Below are 23,923 nucleotides of genomic sequence, written 5' to 3'. Positions count from 1 at the left end.
GCCGTTACCTTGCCGCCGCCATCAGTGCTTCGATGGCGTCAGCGTCTTTCACTACGCTGGCGGTCAGGTTTTCATTACCGTTGGCAGTGATCACAATGTCATCTTCAATGCGAATGCCCATGCCGCGGTACTCTTCCGGCACGTCGGCATCCGGCGCGATGTACAGCCCTGGCTCGACGGTAAACACCATGCCCGGCTCCAGCGTGCGGTCACGGTTTGGCGTGCCGTAATGCCCGACGTCGTGCACATCCAGCCCCAGCCAGTGGCCAAGTCCATGCATGTAGAATTGACGATGGGCCTGTTCGGCAATCAGCTGCTCCACTTCGCCCTTCAGGATCTCCAGCTCCACCAGCCCGGTGATCATGATGCGTACCACCTCATCATTAACCTCACGGATACTGGTACCCGGTTTGAACAGCTCCAGGGCACGCGTCAGCGATGCCAGCACGATGTCATACACCGCACGCTGCGGCCGGCTGAACTTGCCGTTGACCGGGAAGGTACGAGTGATGTCACCCGCGTAGCCTTTATACTCACAGCCGGCGTCGACCAGCACCAGATCGCCATCGCGCAATTCACTTTCATTTTCGGTGTAGTGCAAAATGCAGGCGTTGTCACCGCCGCCGACAATGGTGTTGTAAGACGGATAACGAGCGCCAAAGCGGGTAAATTCGTGATGAATTTCTGCTTCAAGCTGGTATTCGAACATGCCGGGGCGGCATTTCTGCATCGCGCGGGTATGGGCCAGCGCGCTGATTTCACCAGCGCGGCGCATGATCGCCAGCTCTTCAGACGATTTAAACAGGCGCATTTCATGCACCCACGGACGCCAGTCGGTCACGGTCGCCGGTGCCTGAAGATTCTGGCGGAAACCCTTACGCAGCTTGTCCAGCGCGTCGAACAGGATTTTATCGGCGTAGTCGTATTGGCCCTGCCCGTGGTAAACCACGTCCAGGCCATTGAGCAGCAGGGGTAATTGATCGTTGATTTCATCGAACGGCAGCGCGCGGTCCACGCCCAGTTTCGCCGGAGCCGCTTCTTGCCCCAGGCGACGGCCAAACCAGATTTCCGCCGTCAGGTCGCGCACCCGGTTGAACAGCACGCTGTGGTTGTGCGTCTCGTCGCTCTTGACCAGAATCAACACCGAACCCGGTTCGTTGAAGCCGGTCAGATACCAGAAATCGCTGTTCTGACGGTAGGGATATTCGGTATCTGCACTGCGCGTCACTTCCGGCGCAGAGAAAATAATTGCCGCGCTGGCCGGAGCCATTTTAGCCAACAGCGCCTGACGGCGGCCGTTGAATTCCTGCTGAGTCATCACCTTCTCCTGAAATCAATCTGCCTGTGCTCACGGCCGCTAAGGACGTGAAATCGGGTGTTTAGTGCAAGGTCGGTTTGGCATTTTCCGGCGCCGTCGGCTTATGGCGGGTAAATTCGGTGTGGCACAAAATGGCCGCCACACGCACGTACTCCACCACTTCCTCCAGAGAGTGCTCAAGCTCTTCCTGGTCTTCGTCTTCGTCATAACCGAGCTGAGCGATATTGCGCAGATCGTCGATCGCCTCGCCCACTTCGTCTTTCACCTGCGCCAGCTTGGGCTGCATCATGCCCAGCCCCAGCAGGAAATGATTCACCCAACCGGCCAGCGCATCGGCGCGGTCAAACACGCTGACGGTTTCGCCTTCCGGCATCATCAATTGGAACATGAAGTCGTCGTCTTCCAGCGTTTCACGCGTTATTTCATGAAGTTGCTGTAACGGCAGGCTCAGCGCCTGCGGGAAGGCCACGCCTTCATTGGTCAGATCGTAGACCAGCGATTGCCAGCCAGCGTCGCGGCTGCCACCGCACAGCAGGCCGCTGATCAGGCCGTGCATTTCTGCTGCGGTTAACGCCACCGCTTGCTGGTTGAGAGCAACGGTCAAAGATTGGTAACTTGGAAATGTATTCTGTATAGACATGCGCATTCGTCATCGTTGGCAGGATAAGTTCGTGTTATGCTACCACCAAGGTCCGTCGCTGTACCAGATAAGCGCGACACCTCAGTGGCTAGTTATAATCGTGATGTGTCAGAACTCACACGCTGCCGGCAGGGGACGAAATGACGCTAAATACGCATTTTGAAACCCTTTTTTGACTGGTAATGTCTGACGCAGTAGATTACAACCAGGTACTGAAAAAGGGGTTGTATCTTGGTACCGAGGTATATATAGTGGCGCCCGCTTTGGTAGGCCCGGTCAGGGCAAGCTGGGGCTGGCGCGAAATTTAGGCAGGAAGGTGGCATGTCTGCACAACCGGTAGATATTCAAATTTTTGGTCGCTCTTTAAGAGTCAATTGCCCGCCAGAACAACAAGATGCGTTGAACATGGCCGCGGTCGATCTTAACGAACGGTTGCAAGATCTTAAAGTTCGCACTAGAGTCACAAATACTGAGCAGCTCGTTTTCATCGCAGCATTGAACGTTTGTCATGAACTTGCTCAAGAACGGTTGAAAACCCGTGATTATGCGTCCAATATGGAACAACGCATTCGCATGCTGCAACAGACCATTGAACAGGCTTTGCTTGAACAGGGTCGCATCTCTGAACGTCAGGATGCACAATTCGAATAACTTAAGTTGCTGAAATCTCAGGTTTTGGCAATGAGTAAAAAATTTCTCTGAGATGTTCGCCAGCGGGCCAGTCCCCTGAGCCGATATTTAGTACCAACAGAATGTGATGATCCGCGATCGGTGTGCATGCTCGGCCCGCCGAGAAGCCTTAAGATTGCGACAGCACGTTCACCTTGAACCATGGGTTCAAGGGTTACAGCCTGCGACGGCATCTCGGAGATTCCCCCTTCCTCAGCGGTATGTGTGCTGACTATGTCTTTTCAAGCCCAGTATGCCCAGCAGCGGCAAAATATCCGAAATCAAATCCGTCAGCGTAGACGCGCTCTAACGCCTGAACAACAACAACAATCCTCCCTGCAGATAGCTGAACGCATCGCTGCACATCCACGCATCCTGGCAGCGCAGAATATCGCGGTATTTTTGTCGTTCGACGGTGAGCTAAATACCCGCCCGTTGATTGAACGGCTGTGGCAGTTGAGCAAGCAGGTTTATCTGCCCGTATTGCACCCGTTCAGCAAGGGTAATCTGTTATTCCTGCATTACACCCCTGAAACGCCGCTGGTGCACAACCGCTTCAACATTCTCGAGCCCGAGCTCGACGTGCGCCACGTGCTGCCATTGGGCTCGCTCGACGTGGTACTGACGCCGTTGGTGGCCTTTGACAGCGCGGGCCAGCGCCTGGGGATGGGGGGTGGCTTCTACGATCGCACGCTGCAAAACTGGCAACACCGTGGCCCTTATCCGATAGGCCTGGCCCATGATTGCCAGCAGGTCGAACAGGTGCCGGTGGAACACTGGGATATTCCGCTGCCGGAGATTGTTACCCCCGCGCAGAATTGGGTTTGGCAGATCGTTAAATAGCAAAAGGCCGGATAAATCCGGCCTTTATTAGTTACAGCACGTTCAATCAGAACAGCAAGCGAGCACGGATAGTGCCGTCAATCGCCTTCATACGTTGCAATGCCGCATCGGCACGCTCGGTTTCCGCTTCAATATCGATAACCACATAGCCGATTTCCGCACCGGTTTGCAGGTACTGCGCGGCGATGTTCACCCCTTCTTCAGCGAAGATCTGGTTAATTTGCGTCAGTACACCCGGACGGTTTTCATGGATGTGCAGCAGGCGGCTGGCGTTAGGCCCATGCGCCGGCAGGGACACTTCCGGGAAGTTTACCGCCGACAGGGTTGAGCCGTTGTCGGAATATTTCGCCAGCTTGCCGGCCACTTCGTCACCGATATTCTCCTGCGCTTCCTGAGTGGAGCCGCCAATGTGCGGGGTCAGGATCACGTTATCGAATTCGCAAAGCGGTGAGTTGAACGGCTCGCTGTTGGTCGCAGGCTCTTCCGGGAAGACGTCGATCGCCGCGCCGGCCAAGTGCTTGCTGGCCAATACCTTGCACAGTTCCGGAATATCCACCACGGTGCCGCGCGAAGCGTTGATCAGAATCGAGCCCGGCTTCATCAATGCCAGCTCTTCTGCACCCATCATGTTTTTGGTTGATGGGGTTTCCGGCACGTGCAGCGTCACCACATCGCTCATATTGAGCAAGTCTGACAGGTGGCGCACCTGCTGAGCATTGCCCAACGGCAGCTTGTTCTCGATATCGTAGAAGAACACTTTCATGCCCAGGCCTTCGGCCAGGATGCCCAGTTGGGTACCGATATGGCCGTAGCCGATAATCCCCAACTTCTTGCCGCGCGCTTCAAACGAGCCCACGGCCAATTTTTGCCATTCGCCGCGGTGCGCTTTGGCGTTGGCGGATGGAATGCCGCGCAGCATCAGCAGCAGTTCGCCCAGCACCATTTCGGCCACGGATCGGGTATTAGAGAAAGGTGCGTTAAACACCGGAACGCCGCGTTTGGTCGCCGCCTTCAGATCAACCTGGTTAGTGCCGATGCAGAAACACCCTACCGCCACCAGCTTTTCTGCAGCGGCGAAGACTTCTTCGGTCAGATGCGTACGCGATCGGATGCCGACGAAGTGAGCATCGCGGATGGATGCCTTAAGCGCTTCGGTGTCTAACGCACCTTTGTGATATTCAATGTTGGTATATCCGGCTGCCAGCAGATTATCTACCGTGCTCTGATGAACCCCTTCCACCAACAGGAATTTAATCCTGTCTTTCTCCAATGATACTTTTGCCATTTACCCGACCCTATGTTCAGACTTCAGAAGCGGCTGTTGTTAACAGCACGCATCCAACATAACAAAAATAACGCGGGCAGCAATACAAACGATTGCCCGCCCGTCAGTACAAGGCTCAGCGATGTTGGCGGTTTGTGGCAGAAAATGCCATAGGGAAAGAAATAGACAGAAGCTTTGTGGAGCTAACGCTGACAATGTGACATATGTCACCAAATTTGGCGCTTTAAAGAAAAGATATTTTAGCCAGTGAATTATGCGGTCCGCTGGGATCCAAGATCGTATTCCAGAGGGGCGCCATGGCGACGCCCCTGCTAACACATGCGGTTATTCGACGACTTTCACACCTTCAGGCGTGCCGACCAGCGCCACATCGGCGCCGCGGTTGGCGAACAAACCGACGGTCACCACGCCGGCGATACCGTTGATTTTGTTTTCCAGCGCGATGGCGTCGACGATGCTCAGGTTGTGCACATCGAGGATCACGTTGCCGTTATCGGTCAGCACATTCTGACGATATTCCGGCAAGCCACCCAGCTTCACCAGTTCACGCGCCACATAGGAACGCGCCATCGGGATCACTTCGACCGGCAGCGGGAACTTGCCCAGCACGTCGACCTGCTTGCTGGCATCGACGATGCAGATAAATTTGCGCGCGATGGCGGCAATGATTTTTTCGCGAGTCAGCGCGGCACCGCCGCCTTTGATCATCTGCATCTGGCGGTTGATTTCATCCGCACCATCAACGTAAATATCCAGAGAATCCACTTCGTTGCTGTCGAACACGTGGATGCCGAGGCTTTTCAGCTTGGCGGTGGAGGCGTCGGAGCTGGACACCGCCCCTTCGATCTGATGCTTGATCGAGCCAAGCGCGTCAATAAAGTGGGCGGCGGTGGAGCCGGTACCTACCCCAACGATGGTGCCAGGGGTTACGTAATCCAGCGCGGCCCAGCCAACCGCTTTTTTCAGTTCATCCTGCGTCATAATATGTCCATTGCCTCTGTACGAAAACGTGTGCGTATTATAGGGTAAATCGCTATTTTTCACTCAGGCAGGATCACACTTCTTCACCCTAAGCCGCATTTTTAGGCGCGTCGCGGTAAAGTCGCGCGGTGATTTTCCACCTGTAAAACACCCCAGATGTGGCATAGTGCCTGTATCTATTACTGTAAGGGATATCTTTCCGATGAAACGCCCAGACTATCGAACGCTGCAAGCGCTGGACGCGGTGATCCGTGAGCGCGGCTTTGAGCGCGCCGCGCAAAAGCTTTGTATCACCCAATCGGCAGTATCCCAGCGCATTAAGCAGTTGGAAAACCTGTTCGGCCAACCGCTGCTGGTCCGCACCGTACCGCCGCGCCCGACCGAGCAGGGCCAAAAATTGCTGGCGCTGCTGCACCAGGTCGAGTTGCTGGAAGAGGAGTGGTTGGGCAACGACACCGGTATCGACACGCCGTTGCTGCTGTCGCTGGCGGTCAACGCCGACAGCCTCGCCACCTGGCTGCTACCGGCGTTAAAACCGGTGCTGACGGACTCTCCTATCCGCCTGAACCTGCAGGTGGAAGACGAAACCCGTACTCAGGAACGCCTGCGGCGCGGTGAAGTGGTCGGCGCGGTGAGTATCCAACCGCAGCCGCTGCCGAGCTGCCTGGTAGACCGGTTGGGTGCGCTGGACTATCTGTTTGTCGCCTCGAAGGGTTTTGCCGAGCGCTACTTCCCGAACGGCGTCACGCGTTCTGCGCTGCTAAAAGCGCCGGCGGTGGCGTTCGACCATCTCGATGACATGCACCAGGCTTTCCTGCAGCAGAACTTTGATCTGTCGCCGGGCAGCGTTCCCTGTCATATCGTGAACTCATCGGAAGCCTTCGTGCAGTTGGCTCGTCAGGGCACCACCTGCTGTATGATCCCGCATTTGCAGATTGAGAAAGAGTTGGAGTCGGGTGAGCTTATCGACCTGACACCAGGCCTGTTCCAGCGCCGCATGCTGTTCTGGCACCGCTTCGCGCCGGAAAGCCGCATGATGCGTAAAGTGACCGATGCCCTGCTGGAGCACGGTCGTCAGGTTCTGCGTCAAGATTAAAAGGTAAAAAGGTTCGCCGCAGCGAACCTCAGATTACTAACAAAGCTGTTTTAAGTCCGAGATTCCCGGATCTCGCGTACCGAGGGGCTATTACGGGATGCATCCCTGTATCCCATCCTCCGGGCCGACTGGAAGTCATTCCAATTTGCTCCCGGCAAATTGGTCAACGGCCAAGGTCGTAACGACCACGTCAGCACGCTCTCGCTAATAACAGGTTTTATCAGCAGTTTGAAAAACCTGACTTATACCCTAAATAATCGGAGTTGCATCACAACAAAACCAAGGGTTTTGTTGTGATGCGCTTGCGTTGGCCCCGACGGGGCGAGGCTTTGCCGAGTAACGCGGCCAGGGCGGTCACCCCAGATGCAGCTTCAAGTATGACGGGTATGTTACTGCGCCGTGTTGCGCTGCAGCTCGAAGACTACATCGACCTGATCGTCAAAGTGAATGCTCTGCTGCTCGTAGGTTTGCGCCACGTCGCTTTCCGCAGCGGCTCCCGCCGCTTTGTACATGCGCGCTACCGGCATCGGCTGGTAGTTGGCGACGTGATAACGAATGCTGTAAACCGGCCCCAGTTTCGCGTTGAAGCCTTTCGCCAGTGAAGCCGCCTGCTGCGTGGCGTTCTCGATGGCTTTCTGACGCGCCTGTTCGCGGTAAACATCCGGTTTGGCTACGCCCAACTCAACGGCGCGGATCTCGTTCAGGCCAGACTTCAACGCGCCGTCCAGCAGCTCGTTCAACTTATCCAACTGACGCAGAGTTACCTGCACCTGACGAACTGCACGGTAGCCTTTCAGCACCGACTCACCGGTTTTCAGGTAATCGTATTCCGGCTGGGTGCGCAGGTTTGCGGCGCTGATGTCTTTCTTCTCGATATTGTTTTTCTGGAGGAAATCAAAATATTGCGCTACGCGCTCATCGACCTGCTTCTTCGCCTGTGCCGCGTCTTTAGAAGAAACGCTGACCTCGATCGCCAGGGTGGCGATATCTGGAGTGGCGTCAACGCTTGAAGTGCCAGAGGTCACCACGTGCGGCCCTTCCGGCACTTCAGCCGCTTGCAACGCCAGCGGTAACGTCCCTAATCCAATCATTGCGGCCATAGCCAATGCTTTAAGCTTCACAGAGTCTCCTTGATGACAGGCTGTAACTGATTACCGGCCTTTCTCGACTGAAAACGGCCGGTTCCTTGGCATCAAACGTAGCATATCGCACGGGCTTTTGAATTCGGATTAGTGACAAATTCTTATAAACTTGCGCCCTGCCAGGCCAATTGCAATGCGATGCCCCACATCACCACGCCGACCAGCGTATTGATGACGCGCTGTGCCATTTGGGTCTTCAACCAGGGTGCCAGCCAGGAAGCCAACAGCGCCAGCGCGAAGAACCAAAGAATCGACGCGCTCACCGCCCCCAGCGCAAACCAGGAACGAACGTCCGGCGCCAACTGACCGCCCAGGCTGCCCAACACCACAAAAGTATCGAGATAAACGTGCGGATTAAGCCAGGTTACCGCCAGCATGGTCACCACCAGCCGCCAGCGACTCTGCTTCAGTTCCTCGGCCGTTGCCAGCGCCAATTGGCGGCTGAACGCGGTGCGAAACGCCCCCCAGCCGTACCACAACAGAAAGGCAACCCCGCCCCAGGTGACCAACGCCAGCAGCAACGGCGAACGACTCAACAACGCGCTCCCGCCGAAAATCCCCCCGCAAATCAACACAACATCGCTCAATGCGCACAGTGAGGCGACCATCAGATGATACTGACGGCGGATGCCCTGGTTCATGACAAAAACATTTTGCGGGCCCAGCGGCAGGATCATCGCGGCGCTCAGGGCAAAGCCCTGCAGAAAGACAGCTAGCATGGTATTCCTCACAGAAAGAGTGCGCCGGTCAGCGGCGCGTGTCGGTCAACACGCGCATCATAGGAGGAAAAAATTATTAGGTGAAATTGATATTTCTAATCAACTATCAGCAATGCTAATAATCAGGCGGGAATGACAAAACCCAGCTCCTGAGAAATGCGCTGTGCGGTTGCCAGCACTGGCTTAATCAGGGCTTTAACGCCGATTTGCTGCAGTTTGGCGGTCGGCAACGATACCGATACCGCGTAGGGCACCCGCTGTTGAATATCAAACACCGGCGCCGCTACGCAGGACACGCCCAGCTCATTTTCTTCGCGATCCATCGCCATGCCCTGTTTGCGAATGTCGGCCAATTCCTCATACATCTTCGGTAATTCGGTAATGGTATTGCGCGTCAGCGTCTGGATCTCATGCTGATGTGTCTGCCAGTAGTGTTCCGGATAATCACTGTTGCCGTAGGCCATAAATATCTTGCCCATCGCCGAGCAGTACAGCGGCATATGCTGACCGATATAGGCACGAGTGCGCATCATGCCGGTGGTGGGCTCCAGCTTGTAGATCAAAATAACGTGGTCGTCTTCACGGCTGGAGAAGTTTACCGTCTCCCCCACCTCAAGATTGAGCTGCTCCAGATGTGGTGCGGCAACGTGGATAATATTCAGCGAAGAAAGCGCTTTCTGGCCGACCGAAATGAACTTGGTGGTCAGGCGATAGCTGCCGGGCGACGGCGCCTGTGTCACATATCCGCTGGTATGCAACCCTTGCAGCAGGCGATGGACGGTGCTTTTGTTCATGCCGGCCAACTCAGACAGGTGCGCCAGTGGGCAGCCGTTAGGGAAGTTGCTCAGGATCTCAATCAGTTGCAATCCACGGAACAGGCTTTGACTGCCCAGGGGTTTGTCTTTCTTGTCATCTTTCTCTTCGACAGCTTTCAAGCTCATTGCGCAATTTCTCCAGTGTCGAACCGCCGGCCAACGCCACGGTGTGGCAAACGGCCCCTTTGCCGGGAATGTTACCCCAAGGCCCGCATCAGGTGAAGACGGAACGCCGTTTCATTGTCAGCAGCAGGTTAAAAATGCGCAACATTCTGCTAACCCCTGAAGTGAGTTGTACGTCACAATTCCGCAAAGATATAAATAACCAGTTGTTTTAAAACAAGAATTAAAACACCTCCGGCTTTGCTTTAGATTGGCGTTCGGCATATTATTTTTGAAATTGAATTTCGCATATTGAAATTTAACGGACATATAAACACCAGAATGCATAAATCCGATTGCGTATTTCACTATCAGGGGCGCATCACATGACACCAGATAATGCGGAACAACCCATTCTAACCCTCAGCCATATCGTTAAGCGCTTTGGCGGCAACGTTGCGGTAAACGACGTCAGTCTGCAGGTGATGCCGGGCGAAGTCCTGGCCCTGCTGGGCGAAAATGGCGCCGGCAAATCGACGCTGATCAAAGTGCTGGCCGGGGTGTATCCACGCGACGGTGGCGACATTCAGTTTCAGGGGACCAGCATAGCCTCCGCCGCGGCGATAAAAAGTGACAGTCGCCAACCTATTGCCTTTATTCATCAGGATCTCGGGCTGATCGAATGGATGACGGTAGCGGAGAACATGGCGCTGGTGATGGGATTCCCACGCCGCTTCGGCCTGATCGACTGGCGAGCCATTCGCCGCCGCGCCGCTCAGGCGCTGCAGGATGTCGGCATCGCGCTGGATCCCGACGCCAGGGTGTTCGAACTGTCGCGCACCGAGAAATCGCTGCTGGCGATCGCCCGGGCGGTGGCCGTTAACGCCGAACTGCTGGTGTTGGATGAGCCGACCGCCTCGCTGCCCGCCAACGATGTGCGTCATCTGTTTGCCGTCATTAACCGGCTGCGCGACAAAAAGGTCGGCATGATTTACGTCACCCATCGACTGGACGAAGTGATCGAGATTGCCGACCGGGTATGCGTCATGCGCGACGGCCGCTATGTGGCGGGCGGCAATACCGCCGACTATTCGCTGCGGGATCTGGTGCAGATGATCGTCGGTGAGGCAATGGCAGAAGATCAGCGCGAGCCCCTGCCGGAAAATCAGCCGCCGGTGTTGCAGCTCAATCACGTGGTGGTGGGCGATATCGGCCCGGTCAGCTTTAACCTGCAGCCCGGTGAAATGCTGGCGCTGGCCGGCCTGCGCGGCGCAGGCCAAGAAGAGATTGGTCGCCTGCTGTTCGGCCTGCGTCATGCCGATGAAGGTGAAATCCGCTTTCGCGACCAACCCTATAGCGCCAGTAGCCCACAACAGGCCATGGCCTGCGGCGTTTCGCTGGTGGCGGGTGACCGTACCGGCGAAAGCCTGGTGATGTCGATGAGCGTGCGTGAAAACCTGTTTATCAACCCTTGTGCCAGTGGCCACAAGCTGCTTTCCCGCTACAGCCGCCGGGCCGAAATCGGCGCCAGTTGGTGGAAAGTACAGCTGTTCGACGTGCGGCCCAAGGACGTCAATATCGATATCAGCGCCCTGTCCGGCGGGAACCAGCAAAAGGTGGTGATGGCGCGCTGGATGCACCTCGGTGCCCCATTACTGATCCTGGAAGATCCCACCGCCGGTGTAGACGTAGGGGCCCGGGCGGAAATCTACCATCTGTTAAATAAATCCCTGGCTGACGGCATCGCGGTGTTGGTGATCTCCAATGACTTTGAAGAGATCGCCCATATCTGCAACCGCGCACTGGTATTCAACCGGGGAAAAGTGGTCGGCGAGCTGAAAAATCAGCAGGTGTCATTCGCCAATTTATTGGAACTGGCCTCCGCCAGCTCCGGGGAACCCCTCGCGACAACGTTAGAATCTGAGGTAGGCCATGTCTAAAACATCTGTTAAATCAACGGCACTGGAGCAAAGAGTCAGCCTGTCGCAGGACGGTGCCGGCCCCTGGCTGATGCAGGTTCTCACCCGCTACGGCCTGCTGCTGCTGTGCGTTGCGCTGGTGGTGCTATTTTCGCTGATCGCACCGTCTTTCGCGTCCATGCTGACGCTGCAGGCAATCCTCTCCAGCAAAGCCAAGATTGCGCTGCTGGCACTGGCGGCGACCATCCCGATGATCGTCGGCAAAATTGACCTTAACGTCGGTTTCGGCATCGTGCTGTGGCATATCCTGGCCATCACCCTGCAGGTGGAATACGGCTTTTCGTGGCAGATGGCGGTACTGACGGTGCTGGCCCTTTCCGCTCTGTACGGCCTGCTGAACGGCATTCTGGTGGCACTGGCGGACATCGACAGCTTCGTCGCCACGCTCGGATCCGGCACCGTGCTGTATGCCATTGCGCTGTGGCACTCCGGCGGGAGGCAGATCGTCGGCGATCTGCCGGATGCTTTCATCGCCCTGCACCATACCGAGATCGGCGGGATCCCGATCGTCGCATTCTACGTGCTGATCGTCGCCGTGGTGCTGTGGTTAATCACCGAACATACCCCGCTTGGCCGCTGCATGTACGCCGTGGGCGGCAATCCGGCAGCGGCACGGCTGAACGGCATCTCGGTCAATCGCTTTACCATTGGCGCCTTTATCGCCTCCAGCGTGCTGACTGGCTTCAGTGGCGTACTGATCGCCGCCGAACAGGGCGTTGGTCAGGCCAGCGTCGGCATGGACTACCTGCTGCCGGCGCTGGTCGGCGCCTTCCTCGGCAGCACCACCATTCGCCCGGGCCGGGTTAACGTCTGGGGCACCGTGGTTGGCATTGCCATTCTGGCTATCGGCATCGCCGGTATCCAACAGTTCGGCGGTGAATTCTGGGTCGAGCCACTGTTCAACGGTGCGACGCTGTTGCTGTCGATCACCCTGGCGGGCTATGCCCAACGCCGCCGGTTACTCAATCAAAAAGCGGTACAACGCAGCCCAGCCGCTACGGCTGATAAAAATAACCAAAAAGCGATCAATCCTTAACCAGGAGTGCACCGAATGAAACGTCTTTGGATATTACCGACTACCCTGCTGCTGGCCAGCGCTGCTTCATCCGCCTGGGCCGACGCCTATCTGGAGCAGGCCACCGCAGCGGTCGCCAAGGCGACTGCCAGCGTGACTCAGTGGGACGGCCCCACCAGCGGGCCACAGCTGCAAGCCAACAAGAAAATCATCTTTATCGCTTCGGACATGAAAAACGGCGGTGTGCAAGGGGTGCAGGAAGGGCTGAGCGAAGCGGCGAAAGCCGCGGGCTGGAAGCTGGAAACCCTCGACGGCGGTGGATCGGTGAAAGATCAGCTGGCCTCGCTCAATCAGGCCATTGCTCAAAAGCCGGACGGCATAGTGATCGGCGGCTGGAACCCTAACGTCGCCAAGATCCCGCTGAAAAAGGCCATTCAACAAGGCATAGTGCTGACGGCCTGGCACGCGGTGCCGGAGCCGGGGCCAATCGCCAAGTACAGCGTGTTCTATAACGTCACCTCTGACTCTAACGAAGTGGCGCGCATTGCCGCCCAATATGCCGTGGTGCAGTCCGGCGGCAAAGCCAGCGTGCTGATCTTCACCGATTCGCTGTACCAAATCGCGCTGGACAAGGCCAACGTGATGAAGGAGGAGATCGGCAAATGCAGCGGCTGCAAGGTGGTTGAGTTTATCGATACCCCGCTGGCGGACACCGCCAACCGCATGCCCGCCATGACCTTCAGCCTGCTGCAGAAATACGGCGATCAATTCCAGTACGCACTGGCGATTAACGATTTGTATTTTGACTTTATGGCACCGGCACTGAAAACCGCTGGTAAGGGCGGTACCCATGCGCCATACAGCATTTCCGCCGGCGACGGCTCGATTTCGGCCTATCAGCGCATTCGTTCAGGCGGCAGCCAGTCGGCCACGGTGCCGGAGCCGCTTAAACTGCACGGCTGGCAACTGCTGGATGAGTTCAACCGCGCCTTCGCCAAACAGCCACCTTCCGGCTACGTGACCCCGGCGCACCTGGTGACCCGCGACAACATCACCGCCGACGGCGGCGCCAGTAACCTGTATGACCCGCAAAATGATTATCAGGGCCATTACAAAGCCATTTGGGGCGTGAAGTAAGCGGAGGTCAGCATGAACGAACTGATGGCGGGCCCGCCGCTCGAACGCCTGTGCTCACCGGCCATTTGGGCCGAGGGGCCGGTGTGGCTGCCCGCGCAAAACGCGGTGGTGTTCAGCGATGTGAAAGGCAATCGCATGTTCCGCTGGTCGCGACAGGGAGAACTGAGCCTGTGGCGCTCCCCGTCGCATTATGCCAACGGCAACGCACGGGATGCCGTTGGCCGCGTGGTCAGCTGCGAGCACGGACGACGCGGCATCAGCCGAACCGAAAACAACGGTGAGGTACAAATGCTGGTCGATCGCGTTGACGGTAAGCGTTTCAACTCACCCAACGATCTGGCGGTGCGTTCCGACGGCACCCTTTGGTTTACCGATCCGCCCTACGGCATTATCGGTGACGAAGAAGGTTACAAGTCGGAAAGCCAGATCGTTGGCTGTTACCTTTACTGCTTCGATCCCCGCGACGGTTCGCTGAACATCGCGGCCAGCGATCTCCAGCGCCCTAACGGCCTGGCGTTCTCGCCGGATGAGTCTCTGTTGTACGTGGCGGATATGTCGATCGTCGATTTCCCAACCCTGGGCCGCAGAGAGCTGCGGGTGTATCAGGTTAACGGACGTGAACTGAACGCCGGACGCCGTTTTGCCACCGTGGCCCCCGGCTTCCCGGACGGCTTTTGTGTCGATGCGTTAGGAAACATTTTTTGCAGCTGCGCCGACGGCATACTGATCTTCGACAGTCAGGGAACACAGCTCGGTAAGATCGAAGTGCCAGAGCGGGTCTCCAACTGCACGTTTGGCGGACCAGACGGCAATGAGTTGTACATCACCGCCACCACTTCGCTGTACCGCAAGATACTGAATACGCGAGGGTAATTAGTCATAAAGGCCAAAGCAGAGCGGGCAGTTACCGCTCTGCTTTGCCACGCCTAAAACACCGCAACGGCCAAAAACGTGTCTGCGATCACAAAACCACCAAGTTAATTTAACCACTTGTTTTATATAAATAACTTTCTCTTCCCTCGCTTTGACTTCACCTGGCCGCAGGTATAGCATTTATTTGAAATGCAATTTCGTATATTGAAATTCAAAGAACACAAAACAAACAAAAATGCCGTAGCGGAGAACCAGCATGAGAGTGAGTTACACCGATCTGAAACAGGAATTCAAACGCGTGCTGCTGTCGCGGGGCGTGGCGGAAGCCACCGCCGATGACTGTGCGGGCATGTTCGCCGACACCTCTGCCAACGGCGTTTACTCCCACGGCGTTAACCGTTTCCCACGCTTTATTCAGCAGTTGGACGCCGGCGATATCGTGCCGGACGCCGAACCCAGCAAGCTGTTGTCGCTCGGAGCCATTGAACAATGGGACGCGCATCAGGGTATCGGCAATCTCACGGCGCGCCGGATGATGGATCGCGCCATGCAATTGGCCGACAGCCACGGCATAGGCCTGGTGGCCCTGCGCAATGCCAACCACTGGATGCGCGGCGGCGGTTTCGGTTGGCAGGCGGCGGAGAAAGGTTATATCGGTATCTGCTGGACCAACTCAATTGCCGTTATGCCACCCTGGGGCGCCAAGGAGTGCCGGATCGGCACCAACCCGCTGATCGTCGCGGTGCCGGGCAACCCCATCACCATGGTGGATATGTCGATGTCGATGTTCTCCTATGGTGCTTTGGAGCTAAATCGGCTGGCGGGCAAAATGCTGCCGGTGGACGGCGGTTTCGACAACGACGGTCAATTGACGCGCGATCCTGCCACCATTGAAGAGAACCGCCGCATTTTGCCGATGGGCTACTGGAAAGGATCCGCGCTGTCGATCGTGCTCGATATGATTGCCACCCTGCTGTCTGGCGGATCCTCAGTGGCGGAAGTGACCGAAGACAACCGCGAAGAGTATGGCGTGTCGCAGGTCTTCATCGCCATTGAGATCGAACGCTTGATCGACGCCGCCACCCGCGATGCCAAACTGCAGCGCATCATGGACTACATCACCAGCGCAGAACGCGACAACCCGGAGATAGCCATTCGCCTGCCGGGCCATAAATTCCCACGTATTCACGCGGAAAACATGCGTGACGGCATTCCCGTGGATGAGCGCGTCTGGGCGCGCATTCAGGCGCTTTAACAGGAGAGTCACCATGATATTCGGCCATATTGCCCATACTTCGCCGGAACAGTACCCAGCGCCGGTGGCCAAAGCCATCGCCTATCTGCAAAGCACCGATTTCAGCGCCCTGCCCGCCGGTCGGTATCAGGATCCTGCCACCGGCTACGTGGTACAGGTGCTGGATCTGCAGACCCACCAGCCGAGCGATCTGCGACCGGAGGTACACCGGGAAAACGTCGACGTGCAGTTTCTGGTCAGCGGCACCGAATTGATCGGTGTGGCGGCGGATCGCGGTAATAACCCGATCCACCAGGATTTGCTGGCGCAGCGCGACATTCTTTTTTATCAGGACGTCGCCGATGAATCCTGGTTAACCCTGCGGCCCGGAAATTTTGCGGTATTTTTCCCGCAGGATGTGCATCGCCCGGCCTGTATTAACCAACAACCCGGCGATATTCGCAAAGTGGTGGTGAAAATACCGCTGGCATTATTTAGCGCTTAATTAGCAGCAAACGAAAACCTGCAAAAAACACCGGTCCTCAGGCCGGTGCGGGCGCCCTTGTGCCCAACGCAAACCAAAACAATAAAGCCCGACCCTACAAAATAGCGAAAGGTGTATAGATGAATACAGCCTCTGTTTCCGTTAGCCGCAGCCAGGTCATTCCCAAATTACGCTGGTTGAGAATAGTGCCGCCTATTCTTATTACCTGCATCATCTCCTACATGGACCGGGTGAATATTGCCTTCGCCATGCCCGGCGGCATGGACGATGAACTCGGCATCACCGCTTCCATGGCCGGCCTGGCCGGCGGCATCTTCTTTATCGGCTATCTGTTTTTGCAGGTGCCGGGTGGCAAGCTGGCGGTGTACGGCAACGGCAAGAAATTCATCGGCTGGTCACTGCTGGCCTGGGCGGTGATCTCGGTACTGACCGGGCTGGTCAGCAATCAATATCAGCTGTTATTCCTGCGTTTCGCATTGGGCGTCTCCGAGGGCGGCATGCTGCCGGTGGTGCTGACCATGATCAGCAACTGGTTCCCGGACAAGGAGCGCGGGCGCGCCAACGCCATCGTGATTATGTTCGTGCCCATTGCCGGTATTCTCACCGCGCCGCTGTCCGGCTGGATCATCACCGCCTGGGACTGGCGCATGCTGTTCCTGGTGGAAGGCGCGCTGTCGCTGGTGGTGATGGTGCTGTGGTATTTCACCATCAGCAACCGCCCGCAGGAGGCCAAGTGGATTTCACAGGCTGAAAAAGACTACCTGATCAAAACGTTGCATGACGAACAGCTGCTGATCAAAGGCAAAACGGTGCGTAACGCCTCGCTGCGCCGGGTGCTGGGCGACAAGATCATGTGGCAGTTGATCATGGTGAACTTCTTCTATCAAACCGGGATCTACGGCTACACCCTGTGGCTGCCGACCATCCTCAAGGGGCTGACCAACGGCAACATGGAGCAGGTCGGCATGCTGGCCATCCTGCCCTATATCGGCGCCATCTTCGGCATGCTGATCATCTCCACCCTGTCCGATCGTACCGGCAAACGCAAAGTGTTCGTCGCATTGCCGCTGGCCTGCTTCGCCATCTGTATGGCGCTGTCAGTGCTGTTAAAAGATCACATCTGGTGGTCTTACGCAGCGCTGGTTGGCTGCGGCGTCTTTATCCAGGCCGCCGCCGGGGTGTTTTGGACCATTCCTCCCAAACTGTTTAACGCCGAAGTGGCCGGCGCGGCACGCGGCGTGATCAACGCACTGGGCAACCTGGGCGGCTTCTGCGGCCCGTACATGGTCGGCGTTTTGATCAGCCTGTTCAGCAAGGATGTCGGCGTTTACAGCCTGGCGGTATCGCTGGCCATCGCGTCGGTACTGGCACTGATGTTGCCGAATAAATGCGACCAGAAAGCGGGGGCCGAATAATGGAATATTGGTTGGGGTTGGACTGCGGCGGCACCTTTATCAAAGCCGGGCTGTATGACCGCCGAGGTAGCGAGCTGGATATTGCCCGCCGCAATCTTGAGATTATCGCGCCACAGCCCGGCTGGGCGGAACGGGATATGCACGCGCTGTGGAGCACCGCCGCCGAGGTGATCCGGGAAGTCTTGGCCCGCAACGAGGTTGCCGCCGGTGATATTCAGGCAATCGGCATCTCGGCACAGGGCAAGGGCGCGTTTTTATTGGATAAACGCGGCCTGCCACTGGGCAACGCCATGCTGTCTTCCGATCAGCGCGCATTGACACTGGTGCAGGAGTGGCAAAAACAGGGCGTGCCGCAGGCACTCTACCCGCAGACCCGACAAACGCTGTGGACCGGCCATCCGGTGTCATTGCTGCGCTGGGTCAGGCAACACCAGCCGGAACGCTATCGCCAAATTGGCAGCGTTTTGATGGCGCACGATTATCTGCGCTACTGCCTGACCGGCGAGCTGGCCTGCGAAGAGACCAATATCTCCGAATCCAATCTTTATCAGATGGCCGACGGCCGCTATGACCCGGCGCTGGCGCAGTTGCTGGGGATTGGCGACATCATGCCCGCGCTGCCACCGATCGTCGGTTCCGCCGAAATCGCCGGGCGCGTCAACGCTACTGCTGCCGCCGCCACCGGGCTGCTGCCGGGAACGCCGGTGGTTGGCGGGCTGTTTGACGTGGTGTCTACCGCACTGTGCGCCGGGCTGCAGGACGAAACCCGACTCAATGCTGTGATGGGTACCTGGTCGGTCACCAGCGGCATCACCGACCGCATTACCGCAGGGTTCGATCATCCCTTTGTTTATGGCCGTCATGCCGAAGCCGGCAAATACATCGTGCATGAAGCCAGCCCCACCTCCGCCGCCAACCTGGAGTGGTTCTGCCGACAATGGGGCCTGCAAGACTACGCCCAACTCAATGACTGGGTAGCGGCGTTGCCCAAGGCCGACAGCAGCCTGCTGTTCGCACCCTTCCTGTATGGCTCCAACGCCGGGCTGGGCCTGAGCGCCAGCTTCCACGGCCTGCAGGCTTTCCACCAGCGCGAGCACCTGGTGCAGGCGATTTACGAGGGGGTGGTGTTCTGCCATATGACCCATCTCAACCGCATGCGGCAACGTTTCCCTGCGGCCACCGCGCTGCGCGTCACCGGTGGCCCAGCCAAGTCAGTGCCCTGGATGCAGATGTTTGCCGACGTCAGCGGCCTGCCGGTCGAACTGCCGCAGGTGGAAGAAACCGGCTGCCTGGGCGCCGCGATGGCGGCGATGGTCGGCAGCGACGCATTCAGCGACTTCACCGCTGCCCAACGCGAGCTGGCGCCACGTATTGAGCGGGTGTTGCCGGATGCTTCAGCAAGCGCGGCCTACGGCAAAAAATACCAACGTTATCAGGCGCTGATTGCCGCGCTGCAAACGCTGCAATCCACACAGTAAGGAGGCTTTATGAGCAATAAACCGCGCCTGCAGCTGGCGCTCGATCACACCCGGTTAGATGCCGCTCTGCAGACGGCAGAACGCCTGCGGCCCCACGTCGACATCATCGAGGCCGGCACCATCTTATGCATCAGCGCCGGTATTCAGGCGGTGAGCGCACTGCGCGAGCGCTGCCCGCAACATACGCTGGTGGCCGACCTGAAAGTGGCCGATGCCGGTGGCACGTTGGCGCAACAGGCCTTCGGCCACGGTGCCAACTGGATGACCGTCATTTGCGCCGCCCCGTTGGCCACCATGGCCAGTGCGCTGGAAGTGGCGCAACGACACCAGGGCGAGATTCAGATTGAGCTGTTCGGCCGTTGGACGTTGGAGGATGCCCAACAGTGGCGCGACCTCGGTATCCGCCAGGCGATATACCACCGTGGCCGCGACGCGCAGGCCAGCGGGCAAACCTGGAGCCATCAAGATTTGGATCTGATGAAGGCCTTGTCTGATCTGGGCATTGAATTGTCGGTGACCGGCGGTATCACGCCGACCGATTTGCCGCTGTTTAAAGACATCGCCGTGACCGCTTTTATCGTCGGCAGAGCGCTGGCGGAGGCTGCCGATCCGCTGGCCGCTGCCGGTCAGTTCCGCTCGGCCATTGATGACATCTGGAGAAGTTGATATGCGTCAGCACCCCTTGGGAATTTATGAAAAAGCCTTGCCGAAGCACCTGACCTGGCCCGAGCGGCTGGCGCTGGCCAAGGCCTGCGGTTTTGATTTTGTCGAAATGTCGGTGGATGAAAGCGACGAGCGGCTGGCACGTCTGAGCTGGAGCAAGGAGCAGCGGTTGTCGTTGGTCAGCGCCATGCTGGAAACCGGCATCAGCATCCCGTCGATGTGCCTGTCCGGTCATCGCCGCTTTCCCTTCGGCAGCCATGACGATGCGCTGCGTCAGCGTGCCTTCGAGATGATGGAACAGGCGATTCAACTGGCGAAGGACGTCGGCATCCGCACCATTCAGCTCGCCGGCTATGACGTCTATTACGAGCCGCAGGACGAAAGCACTCTTGCCCGCTTCACCGAGGGTATGCAGTGGGCAGTCGAGCGCGCCGCCGCAGCGCAGGTGATGCTGGCGGTAGAGATCATGGACACCGCCTTTATGAACTCCATCAGCAAATGGAAGGCCTGGGACGCCTGCCTGGCCTCCCCCTGGTTCACGGTTTATCCGGACGTCGGCAATCTGAGCGCCTGGGGCAATGACGTGGCCCAGGAGTTGGCGCTGGGCATTGACCGCATCGCCGCCATCCATTTGAAAGACACTTACCCGGTTACCGATAGCTCGCCGGGACAGTTCCGCGACGTGCCGTTTGGCGAAGGCTGCGTCGATTTTGTCGCCGTATTCCGCACCCTGAAACAGCTTAACTACCGCGGTGCTTTCCTGATTGAAATGTGGACCGAAAAAGCCGAAGAGCCAGTGGCCGAGATTGTGCAGGCCCGCCGGTGGATCGAACAGAAAATGCAACAAGGGGGTATGACATGCTAACGCTGCCGCAGCTTAAACAACAGGTGCTGGAAGCCAACCTAGACCTGCCGCGCCATAACCTGGTGACCTTCACCTGGGGTAACGTCAGCGCCGTGGATCGCGAACGCGGGCTGGTGGTGATCAAACCTTCCGGCGTGGAGTATGAACACATGACCGCGGAGGACATGGTGGTGGTCGATCTCGCCAACGGGCACACCGTCGAGGGCACCAAAAAGCCCTCCTCTGACACCGCTACCCATCTGGCGCTGTACCGTGAATTCGCCGATATCGGCGGTATCGTTCATACCCATTCGCGCCACGCCACCATCTGGGCTCAGGCAGGATTGGATATCCCCGCCTGGGGCACCACCCACGCCGATTACTTCTACGGTGCGATTCCCTGTACCCGACTGATGACCGAAGACGAAATTGAGCATGAATACGAGCTGGAAACCGGCAAGGTCATTATCGATACCTTCCGCCGTCGCGGCATCAACCCGAATGCCATTCCGGCAGTATTGGTCAATTCACACGGGCCGTTCGCCTGGGGCAAGGACGCGCACAGCGCGGTGCATAACGCCGTGGTGCTGGAAGAAATTGCCTACATGGGGATTTTTTCACGTCAGCTGACGCCGGGCATCCACAGCATGCAACCGGCACTGCTGGATAAACATTACCTGCGCAAACACGGCAAAAATGCCTACTACGGGCAATAAGCCGGCAACGCCTTTCAGTAGCCCCTTTGGAAGCCAGACGCCGTTCGGCGTCTGGTGAAAGCCCCGCTGCCGGGTTAGCCGTTCCCCCTCCTTTAGCAAGGGGCCGGGCGGCGACAACTGACTGGCGGCCAAAAATTCGTTATTATCCGCTCCCACTTTCCCGCCGGGCAGCCTGATGTCTAAGATTATCGATACCTTTATTGCCCCGCCGTGCCATGACCAGATAGAAACGCTGTATCAGGACGAAAGTCTGGTGCTTATCAATAAACCCGCCGGGCTGCTAAGCCTCTCGGGGAAAAACCCGCAAAACCTCGATTCGGTACATCATCGGCTGGTGCAGCTATTTCCTGGCTGTACGCTGGTCCACCGCCTTGATTTCGGCACTTCCGGGCTGATGGTGATAGCGCGTAATAAAGCGATCAATGCCGCCCTTTGCCAACAGTTCAGTCAGCGTACCGTCACCAAGGTGTACAGCGCATTGCTCTGCGGGCACCTGAACGACGACGAAGGGGTGATAGATGCGGCAATTGCCAAAGACCCGGCGCTGTTCCCGCTGATGTCGATTTGCTCAATCCACGGCAAGCCCGCTCGCTCACGCTATCGGGTCGTTGAACGCACTTATCGCGAGTTGAAAGACGGGACGTTACTGCCGTTGACGCGGGTACAGTTAATCCCGGAGACCGGACGCACCCATCAGCTGCGTATCCACTGCCAGCAGTTGGGCCATCCTATTTTGGGCTGTGACCTGTATGGCGGCCGTCTGCTGCCAGGCACCGAAGGGACGCCGCGATTGATGCTGCACGCCAGCGAACTGCATTTCGTTCATCCTGTCAGCGCAGAGAAGATCAAAGCCCACCATGCTTGCCCGTTCTGAGAACCGAGTATTTAAGCCGTTTTGTCTGAAACAGAACGGCTCATCTCAGCGCATCGCTGCAAGCCGCTGGCTCTGGTGTATACTCAGACTTTCTGCACCATGCCAGCCACAGCGGCTTTGGTTCAGGCCCGTTTCAGCAAGAGCCTGACGCCTGCACAGCCCTCCAGCCAGCTCCACACAAGCCTAATTAAAGTGGAACCCCCATGAGCCAAAATACCGCTCGTATCAGCGAGATCATCGACAACGCGAAAATCTCGCCCTATCAAATCCTGATCCTTACCCTGTGTTTCCTGATCGTCCTGCTGGACGGTTTTGACACCGCCATCATCGGCTATATCGCCCCGGCGTTACGCGAAGAGTGGCAACTGCTGCCTGCACAGTTATCGCCGACGTTTGGCGCGGGATTGTTCGGCCTGCTGCTCGGCAGCCTGATCTTCGGCCCGGTTGCCGATGCCATAGGGCGCAAGCGCGTGCTGCTCGCCTCCATACTGATCTTTGGCGGAGGCACTCTGGCCTCGGCCTATACCAGTTCAATCGAGTCGTTGACCCTGCTGCGTTTAATCACCGGTATCGGTTTGGGCGGGGCGATGCCCACCTGCATCACCCTGAGCTCGGAATACTCGCCGGCACGTCGGCGGATGATCATGGTCACCCTCAGTTGGAGCGGTTTCACCGCCGGTCTGGCGCTGGGCGGCATCCTTGCCGGGCAGGTTATTCCGGCCTTCGGCTGGCGTGGTTTGCTGATGCTCGGTGGCATCGCGCCATTGTTGCTATTGCCGTTGCTGGCCTGGCAGATGCCCGAGTCAGCGCGCTTTATGACTGCCAGCCCGAAACATGCCGATAGCCTGCGCCAGGTGGTCGAGCGTATCACCGGCAAAAGTTGGGCCGGCGTGACGATTATCGATGATGAACGCCCCGCACTGGCCAGATCGCCAATCTCCCACCTGTTTATCGAAGGTCGCGCAGTGCGCACTTTGCTGCTGTGGGTGGCATTCTTCTGCTCGTTGTTTGTGTTTTATCTGCTCACCAGTTGGCTGCCAAGCATCCTCAAGGATACCGGGTACGATATCGTCCACGCTTCGCGCATCGGGGCGATGGTGCCGCTGGGCGGAACCCTCGGTGCCATCCTTATGGCGCTGCTGATGGACCGCGTCGGCCCCTACCGGGTATTGGCCCTGTCGTACCTGGGTGCCGCGCTGGTAATTGGCGCTACCGGTTATCTGATGGGGGACGCCTATACGCTGGCGGTCGCCGTATTCCTCATCGGTTTCGGCGTGGCCGGTGCGCAGAACGGCCTGAATCTGGTCTCCGCTACCCTTTACCCTACCGCCGCTCGCGTCACCGGAGTCAGCTGGGCGATGGCGAGCGGTCGCTTCGGCTCGATAGTCGGTTCAATGCTTGGCGCCTGGATGATCGTCGCGGCAGGGACGTCGGAGATGTTCTTCATCTGGCTGGCGCTGCCGGTACTGGTGGGCTCTGCCGCTATTTTCCTGCTCTACCGGCTCAGCGTGAACCGCCGCGTCCCTGTGCCAGACTCCGCGTTATCAAACTGATAAAACGAAAAAGCCGAGGCGACATCC

General features: G+C 57.7%; 23 protein-coding genes and 1 other RNA gene. 17 read left to right on the top strand and 7 right to left on the bottom strand.

Annotated features, from left to right (window positions below; all coding sequences use genetic code 11):
* Positions 1-4: 4 nt before the first annotated feature.
* Together pepP and M2407_RS15425 are read right to left on the bottom strand one after the other, a co-directional pair.
* Positions 5-1,318: a Xaa-Pro aminopeptidase gene (gene pepP / locus M2407_RS15430; RefSeq protein ID WP_259218548.1), complete on the bottom strand. Its 1,314-nt coding sequence runs from the start codon at positions 1,316-1,318 to the stop codon at positions 5-7.
* Between the two features lie 61 nt (positions 1,319-1,379).
* Positions 1,380-1,958 (bottom strand): YecA family protein, encoded by a 579-nt coding sequence (locus M2407_RS15425; protein ID WP_041414927.1) that lies wholly within the window; start codon positions 1,956-1,958, stop codon positions 1,380-1,382.
* 321 nt (positions 1,959-2,279) lie between these two features.
* Here M2407_RS15425 and zapA point away from each other — a divergent pair, with 321 nt between their 5' ends.
* From zapA to M2407_RS15410, 3 genes are all read left to right on the top strand, one after another.
* Positions 2,280-2,609: a cell division protein ZapA gene (gene zapA / locus M2407_RS15420; RefSeq protein WP_012146623.1), complete on the top strand. Its 330-nt coding sequence runs from the start codon at positions 2,280-2,282 to the stop codon at positions 2,607-2,609.
* 41 nt (positions 2,610-2,650) lie between these two features.
* Positions 2,651-2,833, top strand: a non-coding RNA gene (ssrS, locus tag M2407_RS15415) — 6S RNA.
* A gap of 28 nt (positions 2,834-2,861) precedes the next feature.
* Complete coding sequence (locus tag M2407_RS15410; protein ID WP_020828500.1) at positions 2,862-3,470, top strand: 5-formyltetrahydrofolate cyclo-ligase; 609 nt, start codon at positions 2,862-2,864, stop codon at positions 3,468-3,470.
* A 46-nt stretch (positions 3,471-3,516) separates the two neighbouring features.
* Here the strand turns inward: M2407_RS15410 and serA are convergent, their stop codons facing one another.
* Both serA and rpiA read right to left on the bottom strand, forming a co-directional pair.
* The gene (serA, locus tag M2407_RS15405; protein ID WP_020828501.1) at positions 3,517-4,755 is read right to left on the bottom strand and encodes a phosphoglycerate dehydrogenase; all 1,239 of its coding nucleotides are present in this window, start codon (positions 4,753-4,755) and stop codon (positions 3,517-3,519) included.
* 324 nt (positions 4,756-5,079) lie between these two features.
* A complete protein-coding gene (gene rpiA, locus M2407_RS15400; protein WP_020828502.1) occupies positions 5,080-5,736 on the bottom strand; it encodes a ribose-5-phosphate isomerase RpiA in 657 nt (218 codons plus the stop codon).
* Between the two features lie 202 nt (positions 5,737-5,938).
* Between rpiA and M2407_RS15395 the strand changes: the two genes are divergently transcribed.
* Positions 5,939-6,832, top strand: a complete 894-nt coding sequence (locus tag M2407_RS15395) for a LysR family transcriptional regulator ArgP (protein WP_020828503.1) — start codon at positions 5,939-5,941, stop codon at positions 6,830-6,832.
* A gap of 389 nt (positions 6,833-7,221) precedes the next feature.
* Here M2407_RS15395 and M2407_RS15390 read toward each other — a convergent pair whose 3' ends face one another.
* From M2407_RS15390 to M2407_RS15380, 3 genes are all read right to left on the bottom strand, one after another.
* Positions 7,222-7,953, bottom strand: coding sequence for an oxidative stress defense protein (locus M2407_RS15390; RefSeq protein WP_071888896.1), 732 nt, complete (start codon positions 7,951-7,953; stop codon positions 7,222-7,224).
* A 122-nt stretch (positions 7,954-8,075) separates the two neighbouring features.
* Complete coding sequence (gene argO / locus M2407_RS15385; RefSeq protein ID WP_020828505.1) at positions 8,076-8,693, bottom strand: arginine exporter ArgO; 618 nt, start codon at positions 8,691-8,693, stop codon at positions 8,076-8,078.
* 122 nt (positions 8,694-8,815) lie between these two features.
* Positions 8,816-9,634 carry an IclR family transcriptional regulator gene (locus M2407_RS15380; protein ID WP_020828506.1) on the bottom strand — a complete coding sequence of 273 codons (819 nt, stop codon included), beginning with the start codon at positions 9,632-9,634 and terminating at the stop codon, positions 8,816-8,818.
* Between the two features lie 362 nt (positions 9,635-9,996).
* Here M2407_RS15380 and M2407_RS15375 point away from each other — a divergent pair, with 362 nt between their 5' ends.
* The 13 genes from M2407_RS15375 to M2407_RS15315 all read left to right on the top strand — a co-directional run bounded on the left by M2407_RS15375 (position 9,997) and on the right by M2407_RS15315 (position 23,896).
* Positions 9,997-11,550: a sugar ABC transporter ATP-binding protein gene (locus M2407_RS15375; RefSeq protein ID WP_115058081.1), complete on the top strand. Its 1,554-nt coding sequence runs from the start codon at positions 9,997-9,999 to the stop codon at positions 11,548-11,550.
* On the top strand, positions 11,543-12,625 hold the full coding sequence (locus M2407_RS15370; RefSeq protein ID WP_046372694.1) for an ABC transporter permease: 1,083 nt from the start codon (positions 11,543-11,545) through the stop codon (positions 12,623-12,625). Before M2407_RS15375 ends, M2407_RS15370 begins: the two co-directional genes overlap by 8 nt.
* Positions 12,626-12,640: 15 nt before the next feature.
* Positions 12,641-13,741, top strand: coding sequence for a substrate-binding domain-containing protein (locus M2407_RS15365; RefSeq protein WP_259218547.1), 1,101 nt, complete (start codon positions 12,641-12,643; stop codon positions 13,739-13,741).
* 12 nt (positions 13,742-13,753) lie between these two features.
* The gene (locus M2407_RS15360) at positions 13,754-14,614 is read left to right on the top strand and encodes an SMP-30/gluconolactonase/LRE family protein (RefSeq protein ID WP_130015841.1); all 861 of its coding nucleotides are present in this window, start codon (positions 13,754-13,756) and stop codon (positions 14,612-14,614) included.
* 256 nt (positions 14,615-14,870) lie between these two features.
* Positions 14,871-15,869: a 3-dehydro-L-gulonate 2-dehydrogenase gene (gene yiaK / locus M2407_RS15355; protein ID WP_259218546.1), complete on the top strand. Its 999-nt coding sequence runs from the start codon at positions 14,871-14,873 to the stop codon at positions 15,867-15,869.
* A 13-nt stretch (positions 15,870-15,882) separates the two neighbouring features.
* Complete coding sequence (locus tag M2407_RS15350; RefSeq protein WP_020828512.1) at positions 15,883-16,353, top strand: YhcH/YjgK/YiaL family protein; 471 nt, start codon at positions 15,883-15,885, stop codon at positions 16,351-16,353.
* A gap of 119 nt (positions 16,354-16,472) precedes the next feature.
* A complete protein-coding gene (locus tag M2407_RS15345) occupies positions 16,473-17,768 on the top strand; it encodes an MFS transporter (protein ID WP_259218545.1) in 1,296 nt (431 codons plus the stop codon).
* Positions 17,768-19,246: an FGGY-family carbohydrate kinase gene (locus tag M2407_RS15340; protein ID WP_310445708.1), complete on the top strand. Its 1,479-nt coding sequence runs from the start codon at positions 17,768-17,770 to the stop codon at positions 19,244-19,246. The genes M2407_RS15345 and M2407_RS15340 overlap by 1 nt, the downstream gene beginning before the upstream one ends.
* 9 nt (positions 19,247-19,255) lie before the next feature.
* A complete protein-coding gene (ulaD, locus tag M2407_RS15335) occupies positions 19,256-19,912 on the top strand; it encodes a 3-keto-L-gulonate-6-phosphate decarboxylase UlaD (RefSeq protein ID WP_020828515.1) in 657 nt (218 codons plus the stop codon).
* A 1-nt stretch (position 19,913) separates the two neighbouring features.
* Positions 19,914-20,774, top strand: a complete 861-nt coding sequence (locus tag M2407_RS15330; protein ID WP_044553295.1) for an L-ribulose-5-phosphate 3-epimerase — start codon at positions 19,914-19,916, stop codon at positions 20,772-20,774.
* Positions 20,768-21,469: an L-ribulose-5-phosphate 4-epimerase gene (gene araD, locus M2407_RS15325; protein ID WP_020828517.1), complete on the top strand. Its 702-nt coding sequence runs from the start codon at positions 20,768-20,770 to the stop codon at positions 21,467-21,469. Before M2407_RS15330 ends, araD begins: the two co-directional genes overlap by 7 nt.
* A 175-nt stretch (positions 21,470-21,644) precedes the next feature.
* On the top strand, positions 21,645-22,343 hold the full coding sequence (locus M2407_RS15320; RefSeq protein ID WP_149573827.1) for an RluA family pseudouridine synthase: 699 nt from the start codon (positions 21,645-21,647) through the stop codon (positions 22,341-22,343).
* Positions 22,344-22,546: 203 nt separating this feature from the next.
* Positions 22,547-23,896: an aromatic acid/H+ symport family MFS transporter gene (locus M2407_RS15315; RefSeq protein ID WP_217331816.1), complete on the top strand. Its 1,350-nt coding sequence runs from the start codon at positions 22,547-22,549 to the stop codon at positions 23,894-23,896.
* Positions 23,897-23,923 lie beyond the last annotated feature (27 nt).

Source organism: Serratia sp. BIGb0234 (assembly GCF_024809915.1).
In the GTDB taxonomy this organism is placed as follows: Bacteria; Pseudomonadota; Gammaproteobacteria; order Enterobacterales; family Enterobacteriaceae; genus Serratia; species Serratia liquefaciens.
Note: the sequence above shows the minus strand (reverse complement) of the source record. Positions and strands in the feature narration are given on the sequence as shown.